15 protein-coding genes and 1 pseudogene are annotated in these 22,627 nt (G+C 60.5%); 9 read left to right on the forward strand and 7 right to left on the reverse strand.

Annotated features, from left to right (window positions below; translation table 11 throughout):
• Positions 1 to 351 precede the first annotated feature (351 nt).
• From JFT63_RS05860 to JFT63_RS05850, 3 genes are all read left to right on the forward strand, one after another.
• Positions 352 to 1,566: an MFS transporter gene (locus tag JFT63_RS05860; protein WP_057702943.1), complete on the forward strand. Its 1,215-nt coding sequence runs from the start codon at positions 352 to 354 to the stop codon at positions 1,564 to 1,566.
• Positions 1,567 to 1,689: 123 nt separating this feature from the next.
• Positions 1,690 to 2,541 carry a CAP domain-containing protein gene (locus JFT63_RS05855; RefSeq protein ID WP_057702942.1) on the forward strand — a complete coding sequence of 284 codons (852 nt, stop codon included), beginning with the start codon at positions 1,690 to 1,692 and terminating at the stop codon, positions 2,539 to 2,541.
• A gap of 103 nt (positions 2,542 to 2,644) precedes the next feature.
• A complete protein-coding gene (locus JFT63_RS05850) occupies positions 2,645 to 4,849 on the forward strand; it encodes a GAF domain-containing hybrid sensor histidine kinase/response regulator (protein ID WP_198843491.1) in 2,205 nt (734 codons plus the stop codon).
• 36 nt (positions 4,850 to 4,885) lie between these two features.
• Here the strand turns inward: JFT63_RS05850 and JFT63_RS05845 are convergent.
• The 4 genes and pseudogenes from JFT63_RS05845 to JFT63_RS05830 form a co-directional block, all read right to left on the reverse strand.
• A pseudogene (locus JFT63_RS05845) lies at positions 4,886 to 5,554 on the reverse strand (GGDEF domain-containing protein); the annotation flags it as partial.
• A 90-nt stretch (positions 5,555 to 5,644) separates the two neighbouring features.
• Positions 5,645 to 7,882 (reverse strand): 1,4-alpha-glucan branching protein GlgB, encoded by a 2,238-nt coding sequence (gene glgB / locus JFT63_RS05840; protein WP_057702940.1) that lies wholly within the window; start codon positions 7,880 to 7,882, stop codon positions 5,645 to 5,647.
• Positions 7,879 to 11,226 (reverse strand): maltose alpha-D-glucosyltransferase, encoded by a 3,348-nt coding sequence (treS, locus tag JFT63_RS05835; protein ID WP_057702939.1) that lies wholly within the window; start codon positions 11,224 to 11,226, stop codon positions 7,879 to 7,881. The genes glgB and treS overlap by 4 nt, the downstream gene beginning before the upstream one ends.
• Before the next feature lie 148 nt (positions 11,227 to 11,374).
• The gene (locus JFT63_RS05830) at positions 11,375 to 13,369 is read right to left on the reverse strand and encodes an alpha-1,4-glucan--maltose-1-phosphate maltosyltransferase (protein ID WP_198843492.1); all 1,995 of its coding nucleotides are present in this window, start codon (positions 13,367 to 13,369) and stop codon (positions 11,375 to 11,377) included.
• Between the two features lie 204 nt (positions 13,370 to 13,573).
• Here JFT63_RS05830 and JFT63_RS05825 point away from each other — a divergent pair, with 204 nt between their 5' ends.
• On the forward strand, positions 13,574 to 13,732 hold the full coding sequence (locus tag JFT63_RS05825; RefSeq protein WP_167346936.1) for a hypothetical protein: 159 nt from the start codon (positions 13,574 to 13,576) through the stop codon (positions 13,730 to 13,732).
• A 187-nt stretch (positions 13,733 to 13,919) separates the two neighbouring features.
• Entirely contained in the window at positions 13,920 to 14,927 is a 1,008-nt protein-coding gene (locus tag JFT63_RS29465) for a M10 family metallopeptidase C-terminal domain-containing protein (protein WP_233102219.1), read from the forward strand.
• A gap of 19 nt (positions 14,928 to 14,946) precedes the next feature.
• On the opposite strand, the gene JFT63_RS05815 is transcribed toward JFT63_RS29465, so the two are convergent.
• The gene (locus JFT63_RS05815) at positions 14,947 to 15,438 is read right to left on the reverse strand and encodes an MgtC/SapB family protein (protein ID WP_057702937.1); all 492 of its coding nucleotides are present in this window, start codon (positions 15,436 to 15,438) and stop codon (positions 14,947 to 14,949) included.
• 118 nt (positions 15,439 to 15,556) lie between these two features.
• On the opposite strand from JFT63_RS05815, the gene JFT63_RS05810 reads away from it, so the two are divergent.
• From JFT63_RS05810 to JFT63_RS05795, 4 genes are all read left to right on the forward strand, one after another.
• On the forward strand, positions 15,557 to 15,796 hold the full coding sequence (locus JFT63_RS05810) for a DUF3203 family protein (RefSeq protein WP_057702936.1): 240 nt from the start codon (positions 15,557 to 15,559) through the stop codon (positions 15,794 to 15,796).
• A 184-nt stretch (positions 15,797 to 15,980) separates the two neighbouring features.
• Positions 15,981 to 17,390: a cytochrome c oxidase accessory protein CcoG gene (gene ccoG / locus JFT63_RS05805; protein WP_057702935.1), complete on the forward strand. Its 1,410-nt coding sequence runs from the start codon at positions 15,981 to 15,983 to the stop codon at positions 17,388 to 17,390.
• 155 nt (positions 17,391 to 17,545) lie between these two features.
• Positions 17,546 to 18,955 (forward strand): GntR family transcriptional regulator MpaR, encoded by a 1,410-nt coding sequence (gene mapR, locus JFT63_RS05800; protein ID WP_005788562.1) that lies wholly within the window; start codon positions 17,546 to 17,548, stop codon positions 18,953 to 18,955.
• A gap of 18 nt (positions 18,956 to 18,973) precedes the next feature.
• Positions 18,974 to 19,489 carry a hypothetical protein gene (locus JFT63_RS05795; protein WP_233102220.1) on the forward strand — a complete coding sequence of 172 codons (516 nt, stop codon included), beginning with the start codon at positions 18,974 to 18,976 and terminating at the stop codon, positions 19,487 to 19,489.
• Between the two features lie 10 nt (positions 19,490 to 19,499).
• Here the strand turns inward: JFT63_RS05795 and JFT63_RS05790 are convergent, their stop codons facing one another.
• Positions 19,500 to 20,246, reverse strand: coding sequence for an SDR family oxidoreductase (locus JFT63_RS05790; RefSeq protein WP_057702934.1), 747 nt, complete (start codon positions 20,244 to 20,246; stop codon positions 19,500 to 19,502).
• A 54-nt stretch (positions 20,247 to 20,300) separates the two neighbouring features.
• The gene (locus tag JFT63_RS05785) at positions 20,301 to 22,397 is read right to left on the reverse strand and encodes a putative bifunctional diguanylate cyclase/phosphodiesterase (RefSeq protein ID WP_198843493.1); all 2,097 of its coding nucleotides are present in this window, start codon (positions 22,395 to 22,397) and stop codon (positions 20,301 to 20,303) included.
• Positions 22,398 to 22,627: the final 230 nt, after the last annotated feature.

Here is a 22,627-nt window from a genome sequence, read left to right on the forward strand (position 1 = left end):
GCCGCCACGCGCCATCCATGGCGCGGGGCGGCTAAACCGGCATCCCTGCCGGTTTACCCCCCAAATCCCTGTCGAATTCCGGCCAGCGTGGTTTAACGGGGCGCCTAAGATCAAGATCAAAAGCAGATCAAGAGCAAGAGCGGCTCGCTTCGCATCGTGGTTAGCGTCGGCAGTGGCTACAAAAGTTGTGTAAATACCTATGGCCATCGGGGCCCCCTTTCACAGGTCCAGTGGCGACAGTTCATCCACATGAGGCGTTACGTGCAGTTATAACCTGCAACCCATGCGTCTTCCGCCATGTTAGGCCACGCCGTAGATTTGTGACAGTCGCATTCAGTCAAGGAAATGCTCATGTACACCTCCACGCGCGGCAGCCTCATTGCCTTGTCGCTCTCCATGCTGTTGGCCGCGTTGGGCACCAGCATTGCCAATGTCGGCCTGCCCACCTTGGCGCAAGCCTTTGGGGCGTCCTTTCATGCGGTGCAGTGGGTGGTGCTCGCCTACCTGTTGACCATCACTGCGGTGATCGTCAGCGCCGGGCGACTGGGCGACTACCTGGGCCGCCGGCGCCTGCTGCTGGCCGGGTTGCTGCTGTTTGCGCTTGGGTGCGCAGGGTGTGCGGTCTCGCCCTCCCTGCCCTGGCTGGTCGGCGCACGCGTGCTGCAGGGCCTGGGCGCGGCGATCATGATGGCAATGACCCTGGCGATGGTCGGCGACACGGTCAACAAACAAAGCACCGGCCGGGTCATGGGGCTACTCGGCACGATGTCGGCGCTGGGCACCGCCATGGGCCCCAGCGTCGGAGGCGTACTGCTCAGCCTGTGGGGCTGGCAGGCGCTGTTCTTGATCGGTATGCCCCTGGCCGGGTTGGCCGCCGCCCTCGCCTGGCGCTATTTACCGGTGGATGCCAACCGCCGCAGCGGGTCACCCCGCGATGCGTTCTGGACGCCTTTAAGTGATGCGGGGTTGCGCGCAGGCTTGATCATGAGCGCCCTGGTGTCGGCAGTGATCATGGCCACGTTTGTGGTGGGCCCGTTCTATCTGTCCCGTGGCCTGGGCCTGGAGCCTGCCTGGATGGGCCTGGCAATGGCAGTTGGCCCGGGGGTTGCTGCGATTACCGGCCTACCGGCGGGCTACCTCACCGACCGCCTCGGCAGCCAGCGCCTGACTCGCGTGGGGCTGGGTGTGATGCTGTGCGCAGCCCTGTGGCTATCGCAGGTAACCGGCCTTGCTACCTACCTCGCTGCGCTGATTGTGTTGACGGCGGGATACAGCCTGTTCCAGGCGGCCAACAATACCGCGGTGATGAGCAATGTTCCGGCGGCACGCCGCGGCACCGTGTCGGGCCTGCTGAATCTGTCACGCAACCTGGGCCTGATTTTCGGTACCTCGGCGCTCGGTGCGGTATTCGCCAGGAGCAGCCCTGATATCACTCACGCAGCGCCCCACGCGGTCGCTGCCGGCCTGCACATCACCTTTGCCATGGCAGCAGGGATGATCCTGCTGGCCAGCGTGATTGCCTGGAACCGCGCTCGCACGCGCTACCACTCGGAGCAAAAAAACTGACAGGCTAAAATCGTACCGACGCTTGGCCAATTCAAGAACTGAAGAAAAAAGTTCGGATCAACGGGTGCATGCAAGCACCTGGATCGCGCATCATGGGCACTTTCAAGTTCAAGGGTAACGTCCATGCGCGTTCTGTCATTGATGATGGGTCTTACGACGCTGGCCGCCACTACGGTGTTCTGCGCCAGCGCGATGGCGAATGAAGAAAGTCAGTTAGTCCAACAAATCAACCAATACCGCAGCCAGGTGCAACGCTGCGGTGATCAGGGCTCCCAGGAGCTGCCACCGCTGACCAACGACACACGGCTGGTGCTGCCGGCCTCCAATGTCGGCGATTTGCAGCAGTCGCTGGCGCGGGCTGCGTACCCGATGGTCAATGTGCAGGCCATCAGCCTGTCCGGGCCCAAGGATGCCGACGCTGCCATGAAGGCGGTGCGCGAAAGCTTCTGCCGGGTCGTACTGGACCCGCAATTTGTCGACATCGGCGTCAGCAACAGCGGCCAGGATTGGCGCATCGTGCTGGCCCGCCCGCTGCTGACCAGTGGCCTGGGCGACTGGCAGACCGAAGGCAAGCAACTGCTCAACCTGGTCAACGCCGCACGCGCCGAACCCCGCCAATGCGGCACTCAGGCCTTCAGCGCGACCACACCGCTGTCGTGGAACGACACCCTGGCCAGCGCGGCCAACAGCCACACGCGCAACATGGCCAACGGCAACTTCTTCGACCACCTGGACCACGACGGTCGTACACCTGGTGACCGCGCCGAGCTGGCCGGGTATATCGCGAAGAACATCGGCGAAAACATCGCTGCCGGGCTCGACACACCGCGCAAGGTGGTGGACGGTTGGCTGGCCAGCCCTGGCCACTGCGCCAACCTGATGAACCCGCAATTTCGCGAATTGGGCGCGGCCTACGCGATGGACCCCAAGAGCGATGCGGGCATCTATTGGACAGGTGTATTCGGTGCTCAATGACTTGGATACTCGCGCTGAACTGGTTGCGGTCAGACAGGTCTGTTGCTTGGCAACCTGACGTTTCAGGCAACCGTCGAACCGCGGTAGATAAGGTGTTGACCCCATGATGAATTGGCTGCAGGGCAGCAGCGATATGGCCGAGCGGGTCCGCCAGCATGATTGGGCCAGTACGCCCCTCGGGCCGCTGGAGCAATGGCCCGATGTATTGAAGACCACCGTCGCACTGTGCTTCGCTTCCAGATTTCCCCAGGCCATCGTCTGGGGACCTGAGTTGATTACGCTCTACAACGATGCATTCAGGCCGATCCTGGGCAACAAGCCCGAGGCGTTGGGCCGCCCGTTCAGCGAGGTGTGGCAGGAGGCGTGGAGCGAAATCAGCCCCATCGCCAGCGCCGCATTCGCCGGGCATGCCACCTATATTGAAAACTTCCCGCTGGTGATCAAGCGCAATGATGCGCCTGAACAGGCGTACTTCACTTTTTGCTACAGCCCTATCCGCGCCCCCCAAGGCAACGTGGTGGGCATGCTCGATACGGTGACCGAGACCACCTCCACCGTATTCCTCGCCCGCCGTCTGGCGGTGCTGGACGCGATCGGCAGCGCCGTGACCAGTGCCACCGACGCTGAAGCCATCATGAAGTCGACCACCCAGCTGTTGGCGCATCACCTGCAAGTGTCAATTTGCGCCTACGCGGACATGGATGACGACGAAGACGGCTTCACCATCCGTGGCGACTGGGCGGCACAGGGCTCGCCCAGCATCATTGGGCATTACAGCCTGGCGGCGTTTGGCCAAGGCGCCGTGAGCTGTCTGAGCGCCGGTCAGCCCCTGGTGATTTGCAATAACCTCACTGAACTGCCCGCCGATGAAGCGGCAACCTTTCAGGCACTGGGTGTTACAGCCACCATCTGCGTGCCGCTGATCAAGGATGGGCGCCTCACGGCGTTGATGGCCGTGCATGACAAACAGCCGCGTCACTGGTCGTCTTATGATCTGGCTCTGGTCGGTGAAGTCACCGAACGTTCCTGGGCGCACATCGAACGCGTGCGCGCCGATGCCGCCGTACGCGAGGGCCTGGCGGCCTATACCGAACTTAACGCTACGCTGGAGCAGCGCGTGGAAGAACGTACCCTCGCGCTGGCCCAGGCCGAGGCCGCGCTACGCCAGTCACAGAAGCTTGAAGCCATCGGCCAGCTGACCGGCGGCGTCGCCCATGACTTCAACAACCTGCTGACCATCATTCGTTCCTCCGTGGACTTCCTGCGCCAACCGAGCCTGTCGGAAGAGCGTCGCCAGCGCTACATGAGCGCCGTCTCCGACACCGTCGAGCGGGCCAGCAAGCTCACCAGCCAATTGCTCGCCTTTGCCCGTCGCCAGCCGTTGAACCCACAGGTGTTGGATGTCAGCCAGCGGGTACGCAACATCGGCGAGATGCTTGAAAGTGTCACCGGCGCACGTATTCATGTTCAGGTGCAGTTGCCCGATCAGCCGTGCTATGCACGCATTGACCCCAGCCAGCTCGAAACCGCGTTGATCAACATAGCCCTCAACGCTCGCGACGCGATGGACGGCCAGGGCACCCTGACCCTCAAGGTCGCCGCGCAGCAGGCGCTGCCGCGCATCCGTGGGGACGCCGAGTCGCGCCTGCCTTACATCACCATCTCGCTGGCCGACACCGGTACCGGTATTGCTGCCGACACCATCGACCGTATCTTCGAACCGTTCTTCACCACCAAGGCCGTTGGCAAAGGCACCGGGCTGGGCCTGTCGCAAGTCTTCGGCTTTGCCAAACAGTCGGGCGGTAACATCGATGTGGCAAGTACCCTCGGCCAGGGCACTGTGTTCACCTTGTATCTGCCACAAGTGGAAGGCGAAGCCGCCCCGCAGCAGGACGAACAGGAGCAACTTGCACCGCCGCAGGATGCTGCCCAACGGCATGTGCTGATCGTGGAAGACAACCTGGAAGTGGGACGTTTCGCCAGCCAGATCCTCAAGGATCTGGGTTACAAGACCACCTGGGCGACCAACGCCGAACAGGCACTGGCCCTCGCCGGTGGCGACGCGCAAGCCTTCGACGCGATTTTTTCGGACGTGGTCATGCCGGGAATGACCGGCGTTGCGATGGCCAAACTGCTGCGTGAGCGGCGTAAGGACCTGCCGGTGGTACTTGTCTCGGGCTACAGCGAAGAGCTGGCGGACAGTGGTTATGAAGGGTTCGAGTTCGTCGCCAAGCCCTACTCCGCCGAACAGGTCGCCAGGGCGTTGGTAAGGGCGATGTCCAATGATCCCCCCGCCACGGCCATTTGATGGCGGCTTTGAGCCTCAGCGGTGTTGATCATCAAACCCGGCGCGCTCATCGTTTTGGGCCGCGCGGGTTGAAAGGCTGTGTGTGCGCTCCATCTGCCGAGTCAGGCGAAAGGCTTTCTCCAGCGCGTCGGACAATTTACAGGTGGCCCCAACCACAAAAGACGAAAACACCAGCACCGCCAGGGCCACACCCACTTGCATCGGCGCCGGCTGGAACAACAGCCACAGCGTACAGGGCAGCAGCACCAACGCCATTGAACTGAGGGTCATGTAGCGATAGGCCGAGTAGCAGGACACCGCACTGACTGACATCCCTACGGTAAAGAGCATGACCAGCACCTGGGACACGCGATCGTCAACCGGCATCAGTGCCAGCGCCCCGCCGCCCCAGATACCTGCCGACACCATCAGTGTGATCCAGTAACGTCGCTCCCAACGCGCTGGAGTGCGCTCGCTCTCAGGGCAGCCAAACCACTGCACAAACAGGTGCAGACGCACCAGTGACGAGCACCCCAGCAGCACCAGCCATATCAGAATGATCCGGTGATCAAAGCGATCCCAGCACAGCCAGCAAAGCATGGCGGCACCCAGGTAACTGCCGAAGATGGCCGAAAACGACTGGCGAAACAGCTGGTGCAACCGGTCGGTTCGCACCTGCTGCTCGATGACGCGATCCTGATCTTGCCCATGCCCAAGGCTATTCATGCAATGCGCCTGTGTCGAGTACGACGGCAAAGACGCCATTGTGGCACCTTGCCATTAGCGAGAACAACTGCGTCCGGCAATCCAGCGCCCCTACGCTCCCTGCGGGCGCAGAATCAGCACACCCAGCGGCGGCAGGTTCAACGACAGCGACACCGGTTGCCCATGGCGCGGCTCATCCTGGGTGAACACCTCTCCCCCATTGCCAAAGTTGGAACCGGCATAGGTGTCCGCATCGCTGTTGATCACCTCGCTCCAGCGCCCGGCGAACGGCACCCCCACCGCATAGCCTTCACGGGGCACCGGGGTGAAGTTGGCAACCACCAGCACCGGCCGGCCGTCCTTGCTCCAGCGCAGCCAGGCGTAAACACTGTTGATTGCGTCGTCGCCAATCAACCACTGGAAGCCTTGGGGCGCGTCATCCTGTTCATGCAGCGCCGGCTCTTCGCGGTACAGGCGGTTCAAATCGCCCACCAGCTTCTGCACGCCACGGTGCTCGGGATATTGCAGCAGGTACCAGTCCAGTTGCTGGTCGTGGTTCCATTCGCGCCACTGGCCGAATTCGCAGCCCATGAACAACAGCTTCTTGCCCGGATGCATCCACATGAAACTCAAATAGGCGCGCAGGTTGGCAAACTTCTGCCAGCGATCACCGGGCATCTTGTCGATCAGCGAGTGCTTGCCGTGCACCACTTCATCGTGGGAGATCGGCAAAATAAACCGCTCGGACCAGGCGTATACCAGGCCGAAGCTCAGCTCATTGTGGTGATGGGCGCGGTATACCGGGTCTTGCTGAATGTAATGCAGCGAGTCATGCATCCAGCCCATGTTCCACTTGTAGTTGAACCCCAGGCCACCTTGTTGGGTAGGCTGGCTGACTCCCGGCCACGCCGTGGACTCCTCGGCGATCACCAGCGCACCGGGCGCTTCCAGGGCGACCACGTCGTTCAAGTGCCGCAGAAAATCGATCGCCTCCAGGTTCTCGCGCCCGCCATGGCGGTTGGGCACCCACTCGCCGGCCTTGCGCGAATAATCGCGGTACAACATCGAGGCCACCGCATCCACCCGTAGCCCATCCACATGAAAATGCTTGAGCCAGTGCAGGGCCGACGCCAGCATAAAGCCGTGCACTTCCGTGCGGCCCAGGTTGTAGATCAGCGTGTCCCAATCCTGGTGAAAGCCTTCCAGCGGGTTGGCGTACTCGTACAGTGCCGTGCCGTCGAATTGCGCCAGGCCGTGGGTATCGGTGGGGAAATGCGCCGGCACCCAGTCGAGGATCACACCAATATCCGCCTGGTGACAGGCATTGACGAACCAGGCGAAGTCCTCGGGCGATCCAAAGCGCGCACTCGGGGCGAATTGTGACAAGGCCTGATAGCCCCAGGAACCACCGAAGGGGTGCTCCATGATCGGCATCAGCTCGATATGGGTGAATCCCAATTGCTGCACGTAGGGGATCAAGCGCTCGGCCAGTTCACGCCAGCCATACTGGCGGGCCACCTCGCCGACCTCGTCCAGCTCGCACTGCCAGGAGCCTACGTGCAGCTCATAGATCGACAACGGCGCCGTGGCTTTCTGCTTGTCACCCCGGGCTTGCATCCACTCATGGTCTTGCCAGTCCACCTGCAACGGTGCGGCGACCCTGGAGGCCGTGTCGGGCGGCAGTTGGGTTGCCAACGCCACCGGGTCGGCCTTGAGCGGCAGGATCCCATGGGCACCCAGTATTTCGTATTTGTAGGCGGCACCTGGCTGCAAACGCGGGATAAAAATCTCCCACACGCCGGAGGGATGACGCAGGCGCATGGGATGGCGGCGACCGTCCCAGATATTGAAATCGCCCACCACCGAAATCCGCCGCGCATTGGGTGCCCACACCGCAAAGCGCACACCCTGAACGCCATCGACGCTGGTCACCTGGGCCCCCAGGCAATTGCCCAGGTCGCGGTGATTGCCTTCGGCAAACAGGTAAAGGTCCATTTCCCCCAGCAGCAATTGACTGAAACTGTAGGGGTCTTCGGTGATCTGTTCACCGCCGGCCCACTGGATTTTCAGCAGGTACGGCTGACGCGTGCTGAACTGCCCGACAAACAAACCGGGCACCTGGGTTGCGTCAAGGCTGCCTAGAACTTCGTTGCCCTCTCGGCTGAGCACTTGAACGCTCAGCGCTTCCGGCACAAAGGCGCGAATAAACTGGCCGCCCTGCTCGTCATCGTGAGGGCCCAGGATTGAAAAGGGATCCGGGTGTTCGGCGCGCACCAGCGCTTCGACGTCCCTGGACGCCGGCAATGCAGTCAACTTGGGCTGCAGCGGTTCTTTATGTGTAAAACTCATGACGTCTCCCCACCGCGTACAGGTTTCGATATAGGTGTAAGCCCGCTCAGTAAACCGTGCAGCCCTTGCAAGGGCACCGGCAACCAGGTCGGGCGATTTTCCGCTTCGTAGGCCACTTCGTACGCGGCCTTTTCCAGGCTGAACAACGTCAGCGCTGCGTCCTGGCCGTTGGCATCCTGCCAGTCATGCGCCAGTGTAGACGTCGCCGTCTGATAAGCCTGGGTAAATGCCTGGCGGGCTTCACTCAGGTAGCGGTCCGTGACGCGCTTGCGTGCACTGTTGGCTTGCGGCGTCTGATCCACTGCTTGCACATTCAGGGCCATGGCTGCCGCATAATCAAAGGAGCGCAGCACACCGCTCACGTCTTTATAGGGGCTGTGCTTGCCGCGCCGCTCATGCAGCGGTCGCGCCGGTTCCCCTTCAAAGTCGATCAGGTAAGCATCGCCCTTGACCACCAGCACCTGCCCCAGGTGCAAGTCACCATGGACACGAATCCGCAGCCCGCCGAGCGTGGCCTTCGCCAACGCCTGGACATGCCCGGCGATGGCTTTTTTGTTTGCCAGTAACTCACTGACCAACGCCTGGTCAGCGGGGTTCAACTGGCTTTGATGAAGCTTGAGCAATTGCAGGGCTCGTTCAATCTGCGCGCCGACATCCTTGGCCCAGGCCTGAGTATCCTTGGCCGTGGTAACTTCGGGTTTGAAGTCCTTGTCATCCGTTGGCGCACCCAGCACCCCATGCATTTCCCCCAGGCGCTGGCCGAGCGCCGCAGCGAAATCCGCCAGTTCGCCCAGGGCGTTGTAGTGCTGCTCCTGTTCAGAGATGGCCTCGGCCAGCTCGTCCCGGATCGCCCGCTCCAGGTTGTTCTGGGTCCAGGTCCAGGCATCACCCTGGTTGCTCAGGTAGCCCTGGGCAATCATCAACAGGTTGTCCTGCCCCTGCCCGTCGCGGCGGCTCATAAAGCCCAGCAAAGGCGAGATATTCGGGTAACCCGCAGCGGTCAGGTAGGCGCTCATTTCCAGCTCCGGGTGTACCCCGGCGCTGACTTTGCGAATCAGCTTGAGCACCAGGCTTTCGCCCACCACCACCGAACTGTTGGACTGCTCGGCAGACAAGTAACGCACCGGCGATTCATGAGTCAGTTGCAGCCCGGCCAGGTGTTGCGTGGCCTCAAACCGCAGGTCGCCCTCACTGCAATTAAGCACGGTGCCCGCCTGCATGGCCTGGATGACTTCACGAATAAAAGGCTCAAGGCTGAAGGCATCGGTCACCAACCCGACCTGGCGGGTACGGCGCACTCGGGCCAGGGCCAATTGCTGGGGCAAGGCGCTGGTCGCTTGATCTTCGCCCAGAAAGCCCAACGGCAATTGGTAACGGCTGACCTGACCGCCGCTGCTGACCTCGATTTCGCTAAGCAATACCGGGTGCTGCGGGTCGCCAAACCTTACGCCGTAAGCGATGTGCACACTGTCGATGGCCGTGTCTTTGCCGGCAAACCAGCGACGTTTGGGCAACCAGGCCGGCAATGAGGTTTGCTCCAGGCTGGTGCGGCAAGGGTCTTCGAGTAATTCTTCCATGCGTTTTTTCAGTACCAAAGTGGTGAAGTCGGGCATGCTCTGCGCCGGTTCCACATGCCAGCTCGGCATCTGGTTTTCCGTCGCCAGCACAAACCAATAGAAACCATAGGGCGCCAGGGTCAGCAGGAAATTCAGCTGACCAATCGGTGGGAAGGCATTCCCACCGAGCATCTCCACCGGCACCATGCCGGCGAAGGCAGACAGGTCCAGCTCCGCCGCCTGAGCGCTGCGCGATACGTTGGCCACGCACAGGATGATTTCGGTGTGGCCGTCTTCCCCGGTGTATTCACGGGTGTAGGCCAGGATGCGTCGGTTGGTCGGCGAGAGCATTTTCAGGCTGCCACGGCCGAAGGCCTTGGACTGCTTGCGCACCGCGAGCATCCGCCGGGTCCAGTTGAGCAATGAATGCGGGTCCTGGGCCTGGGTCTCGACGTTGACCGATTGATACCCGTATTGCGGGTCCATGATCGGCGGCAGCACCAGACTGGCCGGGTCGGCACGGGAAAAGCCGCCGTTGCGGTCGATGGACCATTGCATCGGCGTACGCACACCGTCACGGTCGCCCAGATAGATGTTGTCACCCATGCCGATCTCGTCGCCGTAATACAGGGTCGGCGTGCCGGGCATCGACAGCAACAGGCTGTTGAGCAACTCGACACGGCGCCGATCGCGCTCCATCAGCGGCGCCAGGCGTCGACGAATACCCAGGTTGATTCGGGCACGGCGGTCTGCGGCATAGTAGTTCCACAGGTAATCACGCTCCCTGTCGGTGACCATTTCCAGGGTCAGCTCATCATGGTTACGCAGGAAAATCGCCCACTGGCAGTTGGCGGGAATCTCCGGGGTCTGGCGCAGAATATCGGTGATAGGAAAGCGATCTTCCTGGGCCAGCGCCATGTACATGCGCGGCATCAGCGGGAAGTGGAAGGCCATATGGCATTCATCGCCGTCATCGCCTTTGCGCTCACCGAAATACAGCTGCGTGTCTTCCGGCCATTGGTTGGCTTCAGCCAGCAACATACGGTCGGGGTAATGGGCATCGATTTCGGCGCGAATCTGCTTGAGGACGTCGTGGGTTTCAGCCAGGTTTTCGTTATTGGTGCCGTCGCGCTCGATCAGGTAGGGGATGGCGTCCAGGCGCAGGCCGTCGATACCCAGGTCCAGCCAATAGCGCATCACCGACAGTACCGCCTTCATGACTTGCGGGTTATCGAAGTTGAGGTCGGGCTGGTGAGAGTAGAAGCGGTGCCAGAAGTACTGGCCGGCGACCGGGTCCCAGGTCCAATTGGATTTTTCGGTATCCAGGAAAATGATGCGCGTACCGTCGTACTTCTGGTCATCGTCCGACCACACGTAAAAATCCCGCGCCGCCGAGCCTGGCTTGGCCTTGCGCGCCCGCTGGAACCAGGGGTGCTGGTCGGAGGTGTGGTTGATCACCAGTTCTGTAATTACCCGCAGCCCGCGTTTATGCGCCTCGGCGATGAAGCGTTTGGCATCGGCCATGGTCCCGTAGTCGCTGTGCACGCCACGGTATTCGGCAATATCGTAGCCGTCATCGCGGCGTGGCGAGGGGTAGAACGGCAGCAGCCAGATGGTGTTCACGCCAAGGTCGGCGATGTAGTCGAGCTTGGCGATCAGCCCGGGGAAGTCACCGATGCCGTCGTTGTTGGAATCGAAGTAGGATTTGACGTGAACCTGGTAAATCACCGCGTCCTTGTACCAGAGCGGGTCTTTGATGAAGGTGGCTGTCTTGGGTTTCTTCGCCATCGGGAACTCCTGAAAACACTAAAGTTCTGCAGACGGAATGCGCTCCAGTGTGGGAGCTGGCTTGCCTGCGATAACGGTCTGTCAGTACCTGAAATGGTGGCTGACAAATCGCTATCGCAGGCAAGCCAGCTCCCACAGGGGATCTCCATCAGCCTGGGGAATGGGTGATGCGCCAGATCCCAAAGGGCATCTGCGGCTCTAGCCGTGTCCATTGGGTCTTGCCGTACCAGGTCCAACGATGGCCGTTCATCAAGTCTTCACCCTGGGTCTGGGCGTCATCCGGCAGGCCCATCTCCCACAGCGGGAGTTCAAAATGGGCTTCCTGAGCGTTATAGGGATCGAGATTGACGGCCACCAGGATGAAGTTACTGCCATCTTCGCTGCGCTTGCCGAAATACAGGATGCTGTCGTTCCAGGCGTTGTAGAGCTTCAGGCCCAGATGGGTATGCAACGCCGGGTTTTGCCGACGAATACGGTTGAGCTGCGCAATCTCGGCAATGATGTTGCCGGGGGCGGTGAAGTCCCGTGGCCGAATCTCGTACTTCTCCGAATCCAGGTATTCCTCTTTGCCCGGCACCGGCGCGGCTTCGCACAGTTCAAAACCCGAATACATGCCCCACAGGCCCGAGCCCATGGTGGCCAACGCTGCACGAATCAGGAAGCCGGGGCGTCCGGACTGGTGCAAAAAGCCTGGGTTGATATCCGGCGTATTGACGAAGAAGTTCGGCCGGTAGCATTCGCGCCACGGCGACTGGTTCAACTGCGTCAGGTACTCGCTCAACTCGGCCTTGGTATTGCGCCAGGTGAAGTAGGTGTAGCTCTGGGAATAGCCGACCTTGCCCAGGCGCGCCATCATCGCCGGTGTAGTAAAGGCTTCCGCCAGAAAGATCACCTCAGGGTATTTGGACCTGACATCACTGATCAGCCATTGCCAGAATGGCAGCGGCTTGGTGTGCGGGTTGTCGACGCGAAAGGTCTTCACGCCCTCTTCCACCCAGCCCACCACAATGTCGCGCAGTTCTGTCCATAAGCCCGGAATCGCATCCGCCGCATAGAAGTCGACGTTGACGATGTCCTGATACTTTTTCGGCGGGTTCTCGGCGTACTTAATCGTGCCGTCGGGGCGCCAGTTGAACCAGCCAGGGTGCTGTTCAAGCCATGGGTGGTCCTGGGAGCACTGGATGGCGAAGTCCAGGGCAATTTCCAGGCCGTGGTCGGCAGCGGCCTTGACCAGGCGACGGAAATCCTCACGGCTGCCCAATTGCGGGTGAATCGCCTCATGCCCGCCCTCCGCGCTGCCGATGGCGTACGGGCTGCCCGGATCATCGGGGCCGGCGGTGAGTGAGTTGTTCTTACCCTTGCGGTGGCTGCGGCCGATTGGGTGGATCGGCGGGAAGTACAGCACGTCAAAACCCATGTCGTGGATCATCGACAAGCGCGAGTGCACGTCGTTGAATGTACCGTGGCGGGCCGGATCATCGGTGATCGAGCGGGGAAACAGCTCATACCAGCTGGCGAACTGCGCCGCCTCACGCTCTACGTCAATCGGGTAGGCGGGGCTGATGCTCAGATACGCGCGATGATCGGCCTGGGTCATCAGGTGTGCACTGTCTTCGTGCAGGAACAACGCCACCTGCTCGGTTTCCAGCAGGCCGGACAGTTCGTGGTGTAACAACATCAAACGGTCGCGCAATTCGTTGTCACTGCGCTCGGCAGCCTGCAACACCAGGCTGCGGCCTTCCTGCAATTCCAGGCTGACGGGCACCCCGGCCTCGTGTTTCTTGCGCAGTTCATAGCAGAAGCTGGCGAAGGTATCGATCCATGCCTCGATGCAGTATTCATGCGGGCCAAGATGGGCGACGGTGAACGCGCCTTCCCAGCCATTGTTACCGACATCGGTCATGACCACGCTGTGCCAGCTTTCATCCTCCAGCGCGCGCCAGCGGATCAGCACCGCCAGTTTGTCGTGCCCATCGGCGAACACTTTACTGGTGACATTGACGCGCTGACCGACAACGGCCTTAACCGCAAACTCACCATGGTCGATCACCGGCATGGTGTTTTCGATAGCAATCCTGGGTAACAACAGCGCCTGCGACAGTGGCAGTACCGAGCCTTCTGGAGCCAGTGTTTCAGCAGTCATCGAGCATCTTCCCCTTACGCCCCGTGGACGCTCTTTGCTTGATCCGAATTCAAGTACGGCGACGCTCTCCCTGAGCAGGGCCGTTTAAAGTCCGAGCCTGGGCGCGCGACAAAAGTTCAGGTGGATATGTCGCCGCCGGGCGGGGAATCAATTGCCTGAGGCAATGGTCCACCCATAGAGCCAAGCACAAAGGAGGCCACACCGATGAATATCCCAATTCCCCCTGCGCCTGAAGATCCGAATATCGACGATCCACCCTTGCCGCCTGCGGAGCCGACGCCGCCGCCCAGGCAGGAACCACCGGAAGATGAGCCACCGCCAGCGCAGGAGCCCCCTGCGACCACGCCGCCGGTCATCGTCTGAGCCACAATGATAGAGGTTCGCTCGGGAGCGGCCAGGCTGTTCATCAACTCGAGCGAGCCACAAAAACTGAACTCTCCTACAGACACTGGAAACAAGCCTGAATGCTCGCCTGAACGCAGGTTTATATATTTACCTCGCACTCAACCCATCTTCCGATGGGAAGTTCTGACCCTATCGCGAGGACACCATGTCGACCATTAACCCTCAACACGCTTTGAGCACGCCGCCATCGCCACCGCAACCCTCCATCGGCGCGCACATTCAGGGCCTGCCAACCTCACAACAGCTGGAGACGCTGCTCAAGGCTGGCCCCAACTGGTCCGCTGCGCCCAAGGCACCAGACCGTTCAGAGCAATCGCCTGACACGCGCGCCAATCAGATCTCCCCAGAACAACACACAGACGCGACCAAACGCGTGAGTGATGCTCGTACACTATTGACCCCGGAAACAATCAACGCACTGCAGAGCAATCCGGACTCTGCCCAATCTCAGGTAATCAAATCCGAACTGGAATGGATTTTTCAGCCCGAAAACAGGCGCGCAGCGTTACGTGGGCCCGACGCTAAAGCGAATCGCCAGAAACTTGAAGAGATGAACGTGCTGCTCGATGAGGGTGCCAAAAACCTGAATTCGGCCAGGCATAAAACAACAGAACAGGTGATGAATAGATTCATCTTCAAGAATATTGAGGCGCTGCTCGGGGCATTCGACAGCGACGCCTCGATCTCTGTTGGCCGTCTCGATCACTCACTCGCAGAGTTAACCAAAATCGAGCAAAACTATTCCAGAATGGATTCGACCTATAAAGCCTTAAGCAATACCTGCAATTCGCTGGCCAAAGACAAACTTGATGCATCGCAAGCCGACACAGTGTCAATGCCATCGGCCAGCGACACTCACAACGACACCTGCGCTACCTATAGCTTCAGCTCTGCCAGTGAATCCACACTCGAATCGCCTCAAGAGGTCCGCAACTTCAAATCGCAAGACAAACTGAACCTGGCCGGCATCCAGAAGCAGTTGAACACCTCACTGCGAACGGTTGAGCGCACGCCAGAATCGAGCGGGGAAATACAGATTCAATATTTGCCCAATAACAATGCCAGCGTGGTCGTCATTGCTGATGCTCCAGGCAAGCCAGCCTTTGTGTTGAAGGTGTTTGGTGAGGTGCGCCAAAGCAATATCGTGACCTGATCGAGAGGTTAGCCGGTTATCACTTTTCCACTAGCTTGACGATTCTCGGCATGATGCTGAATACCATCAGGGCCAGCAATGTACTGAGTACCGCCGTCGATTCACGCCCCATGCCTGCCGCCACCCCGATGGCGGCGGTCATCCACAGCCCGGCAGCCGTGGTCAGGCCCTTTACATGCTGGCCCTCTTCGTCTTCCTTGCCCTTGAGAATAGTGCCGGCGCCCAAAAAGCCGATGCCTGCAATCACCCCCTGAACCACCCGGCTCATGGCGTCTGCCTGGTTACCGGACATCTGCGGCACCAGCACAAACAGCGCCGCGCCCAGCGCCACCAGCATATGGGTGCGCACGCCTGCCGCCTTGCCCTTGTGTTCACGTTCAAAACCCAGAATGCCCCCCAGGATCGCAGCGATCAGCAGGCGCACCGTCACTTGGGTGAGTTGTCGGGCGTCGGCAAGGTCGGCGAATTCGGCTTGCAGGGTTTGCCACACTTGATGCCACCAGGCGTCCATGAATGCGCTCCTTTTATTATGAATAAAGAATAGACCGCACAGACCGCCAGTCAGTTGCCCGGAACCCGTGCGCATGGCGGTCGCCTAACGCTGCACAGTTCACAAAACGGAGATCGTCATGACCGTACGCATCGAAAATCATCTGTGCTACTTCACGCTCGACGACAACGGCCAGGAACAAAGCCTGCCAGCCACCCGGGTGACCATCCTTACCGATCACGACAAAGCCATGTCTTATCTGGAATTGGCGGGTGCGCGTATCTACATCACCGAAGCCGAGGCGGACGCCCTGACGGTTGAAGGCGCAACCGATGGCCGTCAGCATGTGAAGGCCGACGAACCGGGTTCAGTGATTTAATTGATCTGCGTCAGCAGCTGCGATCTATCGCTGCACCCCATTGAGTCTGGGGTGCAGCAGATTGACGCAGACTGAGATGTCCAGCCCATCTGATCCGCTTTTTATCGCCCTACCTGAGTCTGTTATGCAAACAGCCCGTCGCCCATAGTGCATTGGCCTGATGGAGGCTGATGAGCGAACGACCATGAGCGAACGAATCCCAACCGTGGAAACCTTTGAGCCCATACACCCAAAGAAGGTGAAGGCCAAATCCAGTGACAACCTGATCCATACCCGCAGCTTCACCGGCCTGTTCCGCACCTTGCGTGTCAGCGGAGCGGCGTTGCTGTTCCTGGCCTTTTTCGGCACCGTGTGGCTGAACTGGGATGGGCGCCAGGCCGTGCTGTGGGACCTGGCCGAAAGCAAGTTCCACATTTTCGGCGCGACCTTCTGGCCGCAGGACTTTATCCTGCTCTCGGCGCTGCTGATCATCTGTGCTTTCGGGCTGTTTGCGATCACGGTGTTTGCCGGCCGCGTGTGGTGCGGCTATACCTGCCCGCAAAGTTCGTTCACCTGGCTGTTCATGTGGTGTGAAAAGATCACCGAGGGCGAACGCAACCAGCGCATCAAGCTGCAGGCAGCTCCCTGGAGCCTGAACAAACTCGCGCGGCGCTCAGCCAAACATTCGCTGTGGCTGGGTATCAGCGTGCTGACCGGGCTGACCTTTGTCGGTTACTTCACGCCCATCCGCCCGCTCGCCGTCGAACTGCTGACCTGGCAAGCAGGCGGGGTGAGCCTGTTCTGGGTGCTGTTTTTTACCGGCGCTACCTACATCAATGCTGGCTGGTTACGCGAGGCGGTGTGCATGCACATGTGCCCGTATGCGCGGTTCCAGAGTGTCATGTTTGATAAAGACACCCTGACCATTTCCTACAATGCTGCGCGCGGTGAACGCCGTGGCCCGCGCAAACGTGAGGTGCAGCCAGCCGATGTCGGGCTCGGCGATTGCATTGATTGTCAGCTGTGTGTGCAGGTTTGCCCTACCGGTATCGATATCCGCGACGGCCTGCAAATGGAATGTATCGGCTGCGCGGCCTGCATCGATGCCTGCGACTCGATCATGGACAAAATGGGCTATGCCCGTGGTTTGGTGAGCTACACCAGTGAACACCAACTGCAGGGCGGCAAGACTCAGCTGCTCAGGCCACGCCTGATCGGCTACAGTGCCGTGCTGCTGGTCATGATTGCCGCGTTGGTGGTGGCCTTGATTGAACGGCCGATGGTGTCGCTGGATGTCACCAAGGACCGCGGCATGTTTCGCGAAAACAGCCAGGGTTTGATCGAGAACATCTACAGCCTCAAGGTAATCAACAAGACCCAGCAGCGCCAGGAATACCGCCTGGAACTGGTGGAGGCCGAGGGGTTCCAGTTGCAAGGCAAGACCCAGGTCAGCCTCGCGCCCGGGGAAATTGTCGATATACCGGTGTCGGTGGCGTTGCTGGCGGACACACCGGCCAGCAGTTCTCAAACTATCCGTTTTAAAGTCACTGATGTGGATGAACCCTGGGTCTATACCGCAGCTGACAGCCGATTTGTTGCCCCTTTGAATCGCTGATATAGAGATCAAATGCAGGAGCGCGCTTGCTCGCGAAAAACTCACAGGCACCGCGTGCATTCAGGAAACACGCGTTATCGTTGACGTGTTTCGCGAGCAAGCTCGCTCCTACAGTTTTGCCCTGCGTACACATTCAAAAAGCTAATTAGGCCGCCATGAAACGCTACGAAAAATTTGCCGATGACATCGCAGAACTGATCCGCTCCGGCGTCCTTGGCCCAGGTCAGCGGGTGCCGTCGGTGCGCTATGCCAGCCAGACTTACGGCGTCAGCCCGTCTACCGTGTTCCAGGCGTACTACTTGCTGGAACGTCGTGGCCTGATTCGCGCACGGCCGCGCTCCGGCTACTTCGTCAACACCCATGCGCCGAGCCCGTTTTCCGAGCCGGTCGTGAGCGAGCAAGTGCATGAGTCCACCCATGTGGATGTGAGTGAATTGGTGTTTTCGGTACTGGACTCGATCAAAGACCCTAATACCGTGCCCTTCGGCTCGGCCTTCCCCAGCCCGATGCTGTTCCCGTTGCCGCGCCTGGCGCGCTCCCTGGCCAGCGCCAGCCGCGAAATGGACCCGCGCCTGGTGGTCACCGACATGTCGCCGGGTAACCCGCAACTGCGCCGGCAGATTGCCCTGCGCTATATGGTCGGCGGCCTGATGCTGCCCATGGAGGAATTGCTGATCACCAACGGCGCCCTGGAAGCGCTGAACCTGTGCCTGCAAGCGGTGACCGAACCGGGCGACCTGGTCGCCATCGAGGCACCGGCGTTCTACGCCTGCCTGCAAGTGCTGGAGCGCCTGAAACTCAAGGCCGTGGAAATCCCGGTACACCCGCGCGATGGCATTGATCTGAACGCCTTGGCACAAAGCCTTGAGCGCTACCCGATCAAAGCCTGCTGGACCATGACCAGCTTCCAGAACCCCATGGGCGCCACCCTGCCCGAAGCAAAAAAGCAGGCGCTGGTAGAACTGCTACGCAGCCATCAGGTGCCGTTGATCGAAGATGATGTCTACGCCGAGCTGTACTACGGGCAACACGCGCCAAAACCGGCCAAGGCGTTTGATACCGAAGGGCTGGTGATGCATTGCGGCTCTTTTGCCAAGAGCCTGGCACCGGGTTACCGCGTTGGCTGGGTCGCAGCCGGACGCTTTGCGCAGAAGGTCGAGCGCCTGAAACTGATGACCTCGCTGTGCCCCTCGATGCCGGCCCAGGCGGCGATTGCCGACTACCTGCAACACGGCGGCTATGACCGCCACCTGCGCAAATTGCGCTATGCCCTGGAAGAACAGCAAAGCGCCATGCTGGCGGCCATCGCCCGCTACTTCCCGGCCCAGACACGGGTCAGCCAGCCGGCGGGCGGCTACTTCCTGTGGTTGGAATTGCCGGAGCAAACCGACTCGCTGAAGTTGTTCCAGATGGCCCTGGCGCAAGGCATCAGCATCGCACCGGGGCCGATTTTTTCAGCGACCCAACGCTTCAGAAACTGCATACGCTTGAACTATGGCAGCCCCTGGAACGAGGCGTCGGAAAAGGCCATGGAGACGCTGGGGCGGATTGTGCGATCTTTTTAAAGGCGCCCCCCCTCGCCTATGGAACTCGGCGCCATCACGGCACCACCCAGTGAGGTCCAGTTCCACGTTGAGGCCGCCATGCGCATCAGTCCGTTTCATACACCGCACCGCTATCGGCCCGACGAAGGCCGCCCTGAAAATAACTGGCTCGTCGTACCGACTGCAGCCGAAGATCCTCCCGCCGGTGACCATCGTACCGCCCGGCAAATCATCAACGCGAATCCCGCGTTGAAGCATCTGCTCAAACGTCGGGACCGCTACCCAGTGACAGACTTGCTCAAGCGCCGGGTTGGCGACTGGACGTCCGCCAACGCTGTCGCGAGGGCCAGGGCCCATGCGGCCTATAACCTGGCACGGGTGATCAACGTTCTCGACAATGTGAATGATCGCCGCGTCGGCAATAGCGAACCTCACGACGGCAAGATCAACGGCTTCCACAACGCGGGCTATAGCACCCGAAAGAACTCTGAGGCTCGTCTACTTGTAGCATTCGCAGAAAATGGCTACGACACGCTGCAAGACCTTGGCCGTTGAGCTGCAGCTATTAGCGTCCGCCCCCCAGGTCCACGAAAGTGCCAGTGGCGTATGAAGCCTTATCCGACAACAACCAGATAATCGCCTCCGCCACTTCATCCGGGCGCCCGCCACGCGCCATGGGAATACCGGATTCCAGCTTGCTGACCCGATCCGGGTCGCCGCTCAGGGCGTGGAAATCGGTAAAGATATAACCGGGGCGTACCGCGTTGACTCGAATGCCTTCACCCGCCACCTCTTTGGACAAACCCAGGGTGAAGGTATCCAGAGCGCCCTTGGACGCCGCATAGTCCACATACTCACCGGGCGACCCCAGCCGCGCCGCCACCGACGACACGTTGACGATACTGCCGCCCTGCCCGCCATGCCGGGGCGACATGCGTAGCACCGCGTGCTTGGCGCACAGGATCGGGCCCAGCACATTGGTCTTCATGATCTTCAGGATACGAAACTCGGACATCTCGTCGACCCGCGATTTTTGCCCCACGGTACCGGCGTTATTAACCAGCGCCGTGACACGCCCCAATTCGGCATCCACACGATTGAACAGCGCAATCACTTCATCTTCGATGCTGACATCGGCGCGCACCGCGATGGCCTGCGCACCGAGACCGCGCACTTGTTCAAGCACGGCCTGGGCTGCCTTCTCGTCCGACTGATAGTTAATGCAGATGCGATAACCTTCGCGAGCGGCCAGCAAGGCCGTCTCGGCGCCAATCCCGCGGCTGCCCCCGGTGATGATGACGACTTTGTCCATGGCTGCGGTCTCCTGATTCAACCTGACGGTTAGGGTTGGATCCAAGAATACTCGTCACTGACCGCTTTTGTCAGGCGCTGACGCATCCTCGCCACTGCGGATGTTTGCCATGAAACTATCAGCCGGCAATGGATGCCCCAACAGATAGCCTTGCAAAGAATCACACCCCAGGCGGGTGAGGAAGTTTTGCTGCGCATCGGTTTCCACGCCTTCGGCAACGATCCGCAAGTCCAGGGCCTGGCCGAGGGCCACGATGGCCGAGACGATGGCGGCGTCGTCGCTGTCGTGTTCCAGGTCGCGTACAAAGCCGCGGTCGATCTTCAACTCATTGGCCGGCAGGCGCTTGAGGTACATGAGGCTTGAGTAGCCGGTGCCAAAGTCATCGATAGACAGGTCCACACCCATGTCCGATAGTTGCTGCAATACCTTCATGCTCGCGTCGGCATCGCTCATGGCGGTGGTCTCGGTGATCTCCAGCGTGAGGCTGTTGGCGGGTAATTGGTGGCGCTCCAGGGCAGCCGCAACACTGTTGACCAACCCGGCATGGCAGAACTGCAGCGCCGAAAGGTTCACCGCGATGCGCCAGCTCTCATAGCCCTGGGCGTACCACAGGCTCATCTGGCGGCAGGCTTCGTCGAGCACCCATTCGCCGATGGCAATGATCAGCCCGGTTTTCTCCGCCAGCGCAATAAAAGTTGCCGGTAGCAGCAAGCCTTGTTGCGGATGCTGCCAGCGCAACAACGCCTCGGCCCCCACGGCAATACCGCTCACCGCATCGAATTTGGGCTGGTAATACAAACGAAACTCGCCGTGTTCGAGGGCATTGCGCAGGTCCTGCAACAATTGCAGTTGCTTGCGCGCGTTGGTGTTCATTGACGCATCGAAGAAGCTATAGCCGTTCTTGCCCATGCCCTTGGCGTGATACATCGCCGCGTCGGCGTTCATCAACAGTTCCTGGGGGTTGTTGCCGTTGCCCGGGAACATGGCGATACCGATACTGGCGGAGATTTTCAGCTCATGCTCGGCCACCGTGAAAGCGCGGTTGATCAGGCCGACCTGACGCTCGGCCAGGCCCATGGCATCGTCCGGTTGGGTCAACTGCACGAGCAACACGAACTCGTCGCCGCCGATACGGGCCAGGGTGTCCTGGCTGCGCAAGTCTTCGCGCAAACGCAGACCCACCTCGCGCAGCAGTTGGTCGCCCATGTGATGGCCGAAGGCGTCGTTAACCGGTTTGAAGCCATCCAGGTCGATAAACATCAGCGCAAAGCACCCGCCCTGTTCGTACACCGCCTGAATGCCTTGTTGAATGCGATCGGCCAACAGCGTGCGATTGGGCAAGCCGGTAAGCATATCGTGCAGGGCCAGGTGGGTCAGTTCCTGGTTGGCCAGGGTCAAGGAGTCTGCAAGCACGGCGGTACGTGCTTCCAGGCGCGCGTCGAGCAGCGAGGTCAGCAGCGCAATGACGAGCACCGCCAACGAGGTTACCAGCACAAGATTGTCCAGGCCCTTGCCGCTCAAGCCCGTCAGGGCGGCACCGCAGAAACTGTCATCGGCAAACTGCGCCGCGGCCATGCCGGTGTAGTGCATGCCGACGATGGCCACGCCCATCACCACCGCCGCCCCACCCCGCGCCAGGCGCACGTAGGGCGTATTGCGGCGCAGGTTGAAGGCGATCCACAGCGCGGCGCCGGAGGCCACCACTGCGATCAACAACGAAGCGCCGAACAACGTGGGGTCGTAGTCGATACCCGGTGTCATGCGCATCGCCGCCATGCCGGTGTAATGCATACTGGCGATACCGGCGCCCATCACCAGCGCGCCGAACGCCAGTTGCCAGGCCGGCAGGCGTGGCTGGCTGACCAGCCATAAGGCAAAGCCACTGGACAACACGGCGATCAGCAACGACAACGCGGTAATGCCCAGGTCAAACCCCAGGGCAAACGGCAGCCGCAGCGCCAACATGCCGATAAAGTGCATGGACCAGATACCCACGCCCATCGCCCCTGCACCGCCGGCGATCCATAGGTAAACGGCACGCCCCTTGGCGGTAGCGATTCGCCCGGCCATGTCCAACGCGGTGTAGGACGCCAGCATCGCGACGCACAGGGAAATCACGACGAGGGAGGTTGAATAGCTACCGATCAACATGGGGCTTCTCGCAGGCTACAGGGCGTAAAAACCCATGCCGGGTGGTAAAGCGGGCGATTGTAGCGAGAATGAATCTTAGGCAGGTGATTAATTAATCAGTTGGCCATTAGTGAGTTTTTGGCGTCAATCGGATGGCTTCGCCAGGCTGTTTTCAACGACGTCATGGACATCAAAATGTGGCCTGCGCAGATCCCCTGTGGGAGCGGGCTTGCCCGTGAAGGCGGTGTGTC

The organism is Pseudomonas sp. MF7453 (assembly GCF_016405455.1).
Lineage (GTDB): Bacteria > Pseudomonadota > Gammaproteobacteria > Pseudomonadales > Pseudomonadaceae > Aquipseudomonas > Aquipseudomonas paralactis.

Coding starts and splice junctions, on each gene's coding strand:
- JFT63_RS05860 (WP_057702943.1), top strand. CDS start 352: ATGTACACCTCCACGCGCGGCAGCCTCATTGCCTTGTCGCTCTCCATG.
- JFT63_RS05825 (WP_167346936.1), top strand. CDS start 13,574: ATGAATATCCCAATTCCCCCTGCGCCTGAAGATCCGAATATCGACGAT.
- JFT63_RS05830 (WP_198843492.1), bottom strand. CDS start 13,369: ATGACTGCTGAAACACTGGCTCCAGAAGGCTCGGTACTGCCACTGTCG.
- JFT63_RS05790 (WP_057702934.1), bottom strand. CDS start 20,246: ATGGACAAAGTCGTCATCATCACCGGGGGCAGCCGCGGGATTGGCGCC.
- mapR (WP_005788562.1), top strand. CDS start 17,546: ATGAAACGCTACGAAAAATTTGCCGATGACATCGCAGAACTGATCCGC.
- ccoG (WP_057702935.1), top strand. CDS start 15,981: ATGAGCGAACGAATCCCAACCGTGGAAACCTTTGAGCCCATACACCCA.
- JFT63_RS05810 (WP_057702936.1), top strand. CDS start 15,557: ATGACCGTACGCATCGAAAATCATCTGTGCTACTTCACGCTCGACGAC.
- glgB (WP_057702940.1), bottom strand. CDS start 7,882: ATGAGTTTTACACATAAAGAACCGCTGCAGCCCAAGTTGACTGCATTG.
- JFT63_RS05850 (WP_198843491.1), top strand. CDS start 2,645: ATGATGAATTGGCTGCAGGGCAGCAGCGATATGGCCGAGCGGGTCCGC.
- JFT63_RS05795 (WP_233102220.1), top strand. CDS start 18,974: ATGGAACTCGGCGCCATCACGGCACCACCCAGTGAGGTCCAGTTCCAC.
- JFT63_RS05815 (WP_057702937.1), bottom strand. CDS start 15,438: ATGGACGCCTGGTGGCATCAAGTGTGGCAAACCCTGCAAGCCGAATTC.
- JFT63_RS05855 (WP_057702942.1), top strand. CDS start 1,690: ATGCGCGTTCTGTCATTGATGATGGGTCTTACGACGCTGGCCGCCACT.
- JFT63_RS05785 (WP_198843493.1), bottom strand. CDS start 22,397: ATGTTGATCGGTAGCTATTCAACCTCCCTCGTCGTGATTTCCCTGTGC.
- JFT63_RS29465 (WP_233102219.1), top strand. CDS start 13,920: ATGTCGACCATTAACCCTCAACACGCTTTGAGCACGCCGCCATCGCCA.
- treS (WP_057702939.1), bottom strand. CDS start 11,226: ATGGCGAAGAAACCCAAGACAGCCACCTTCATCAAAGACCCGCTCTGG.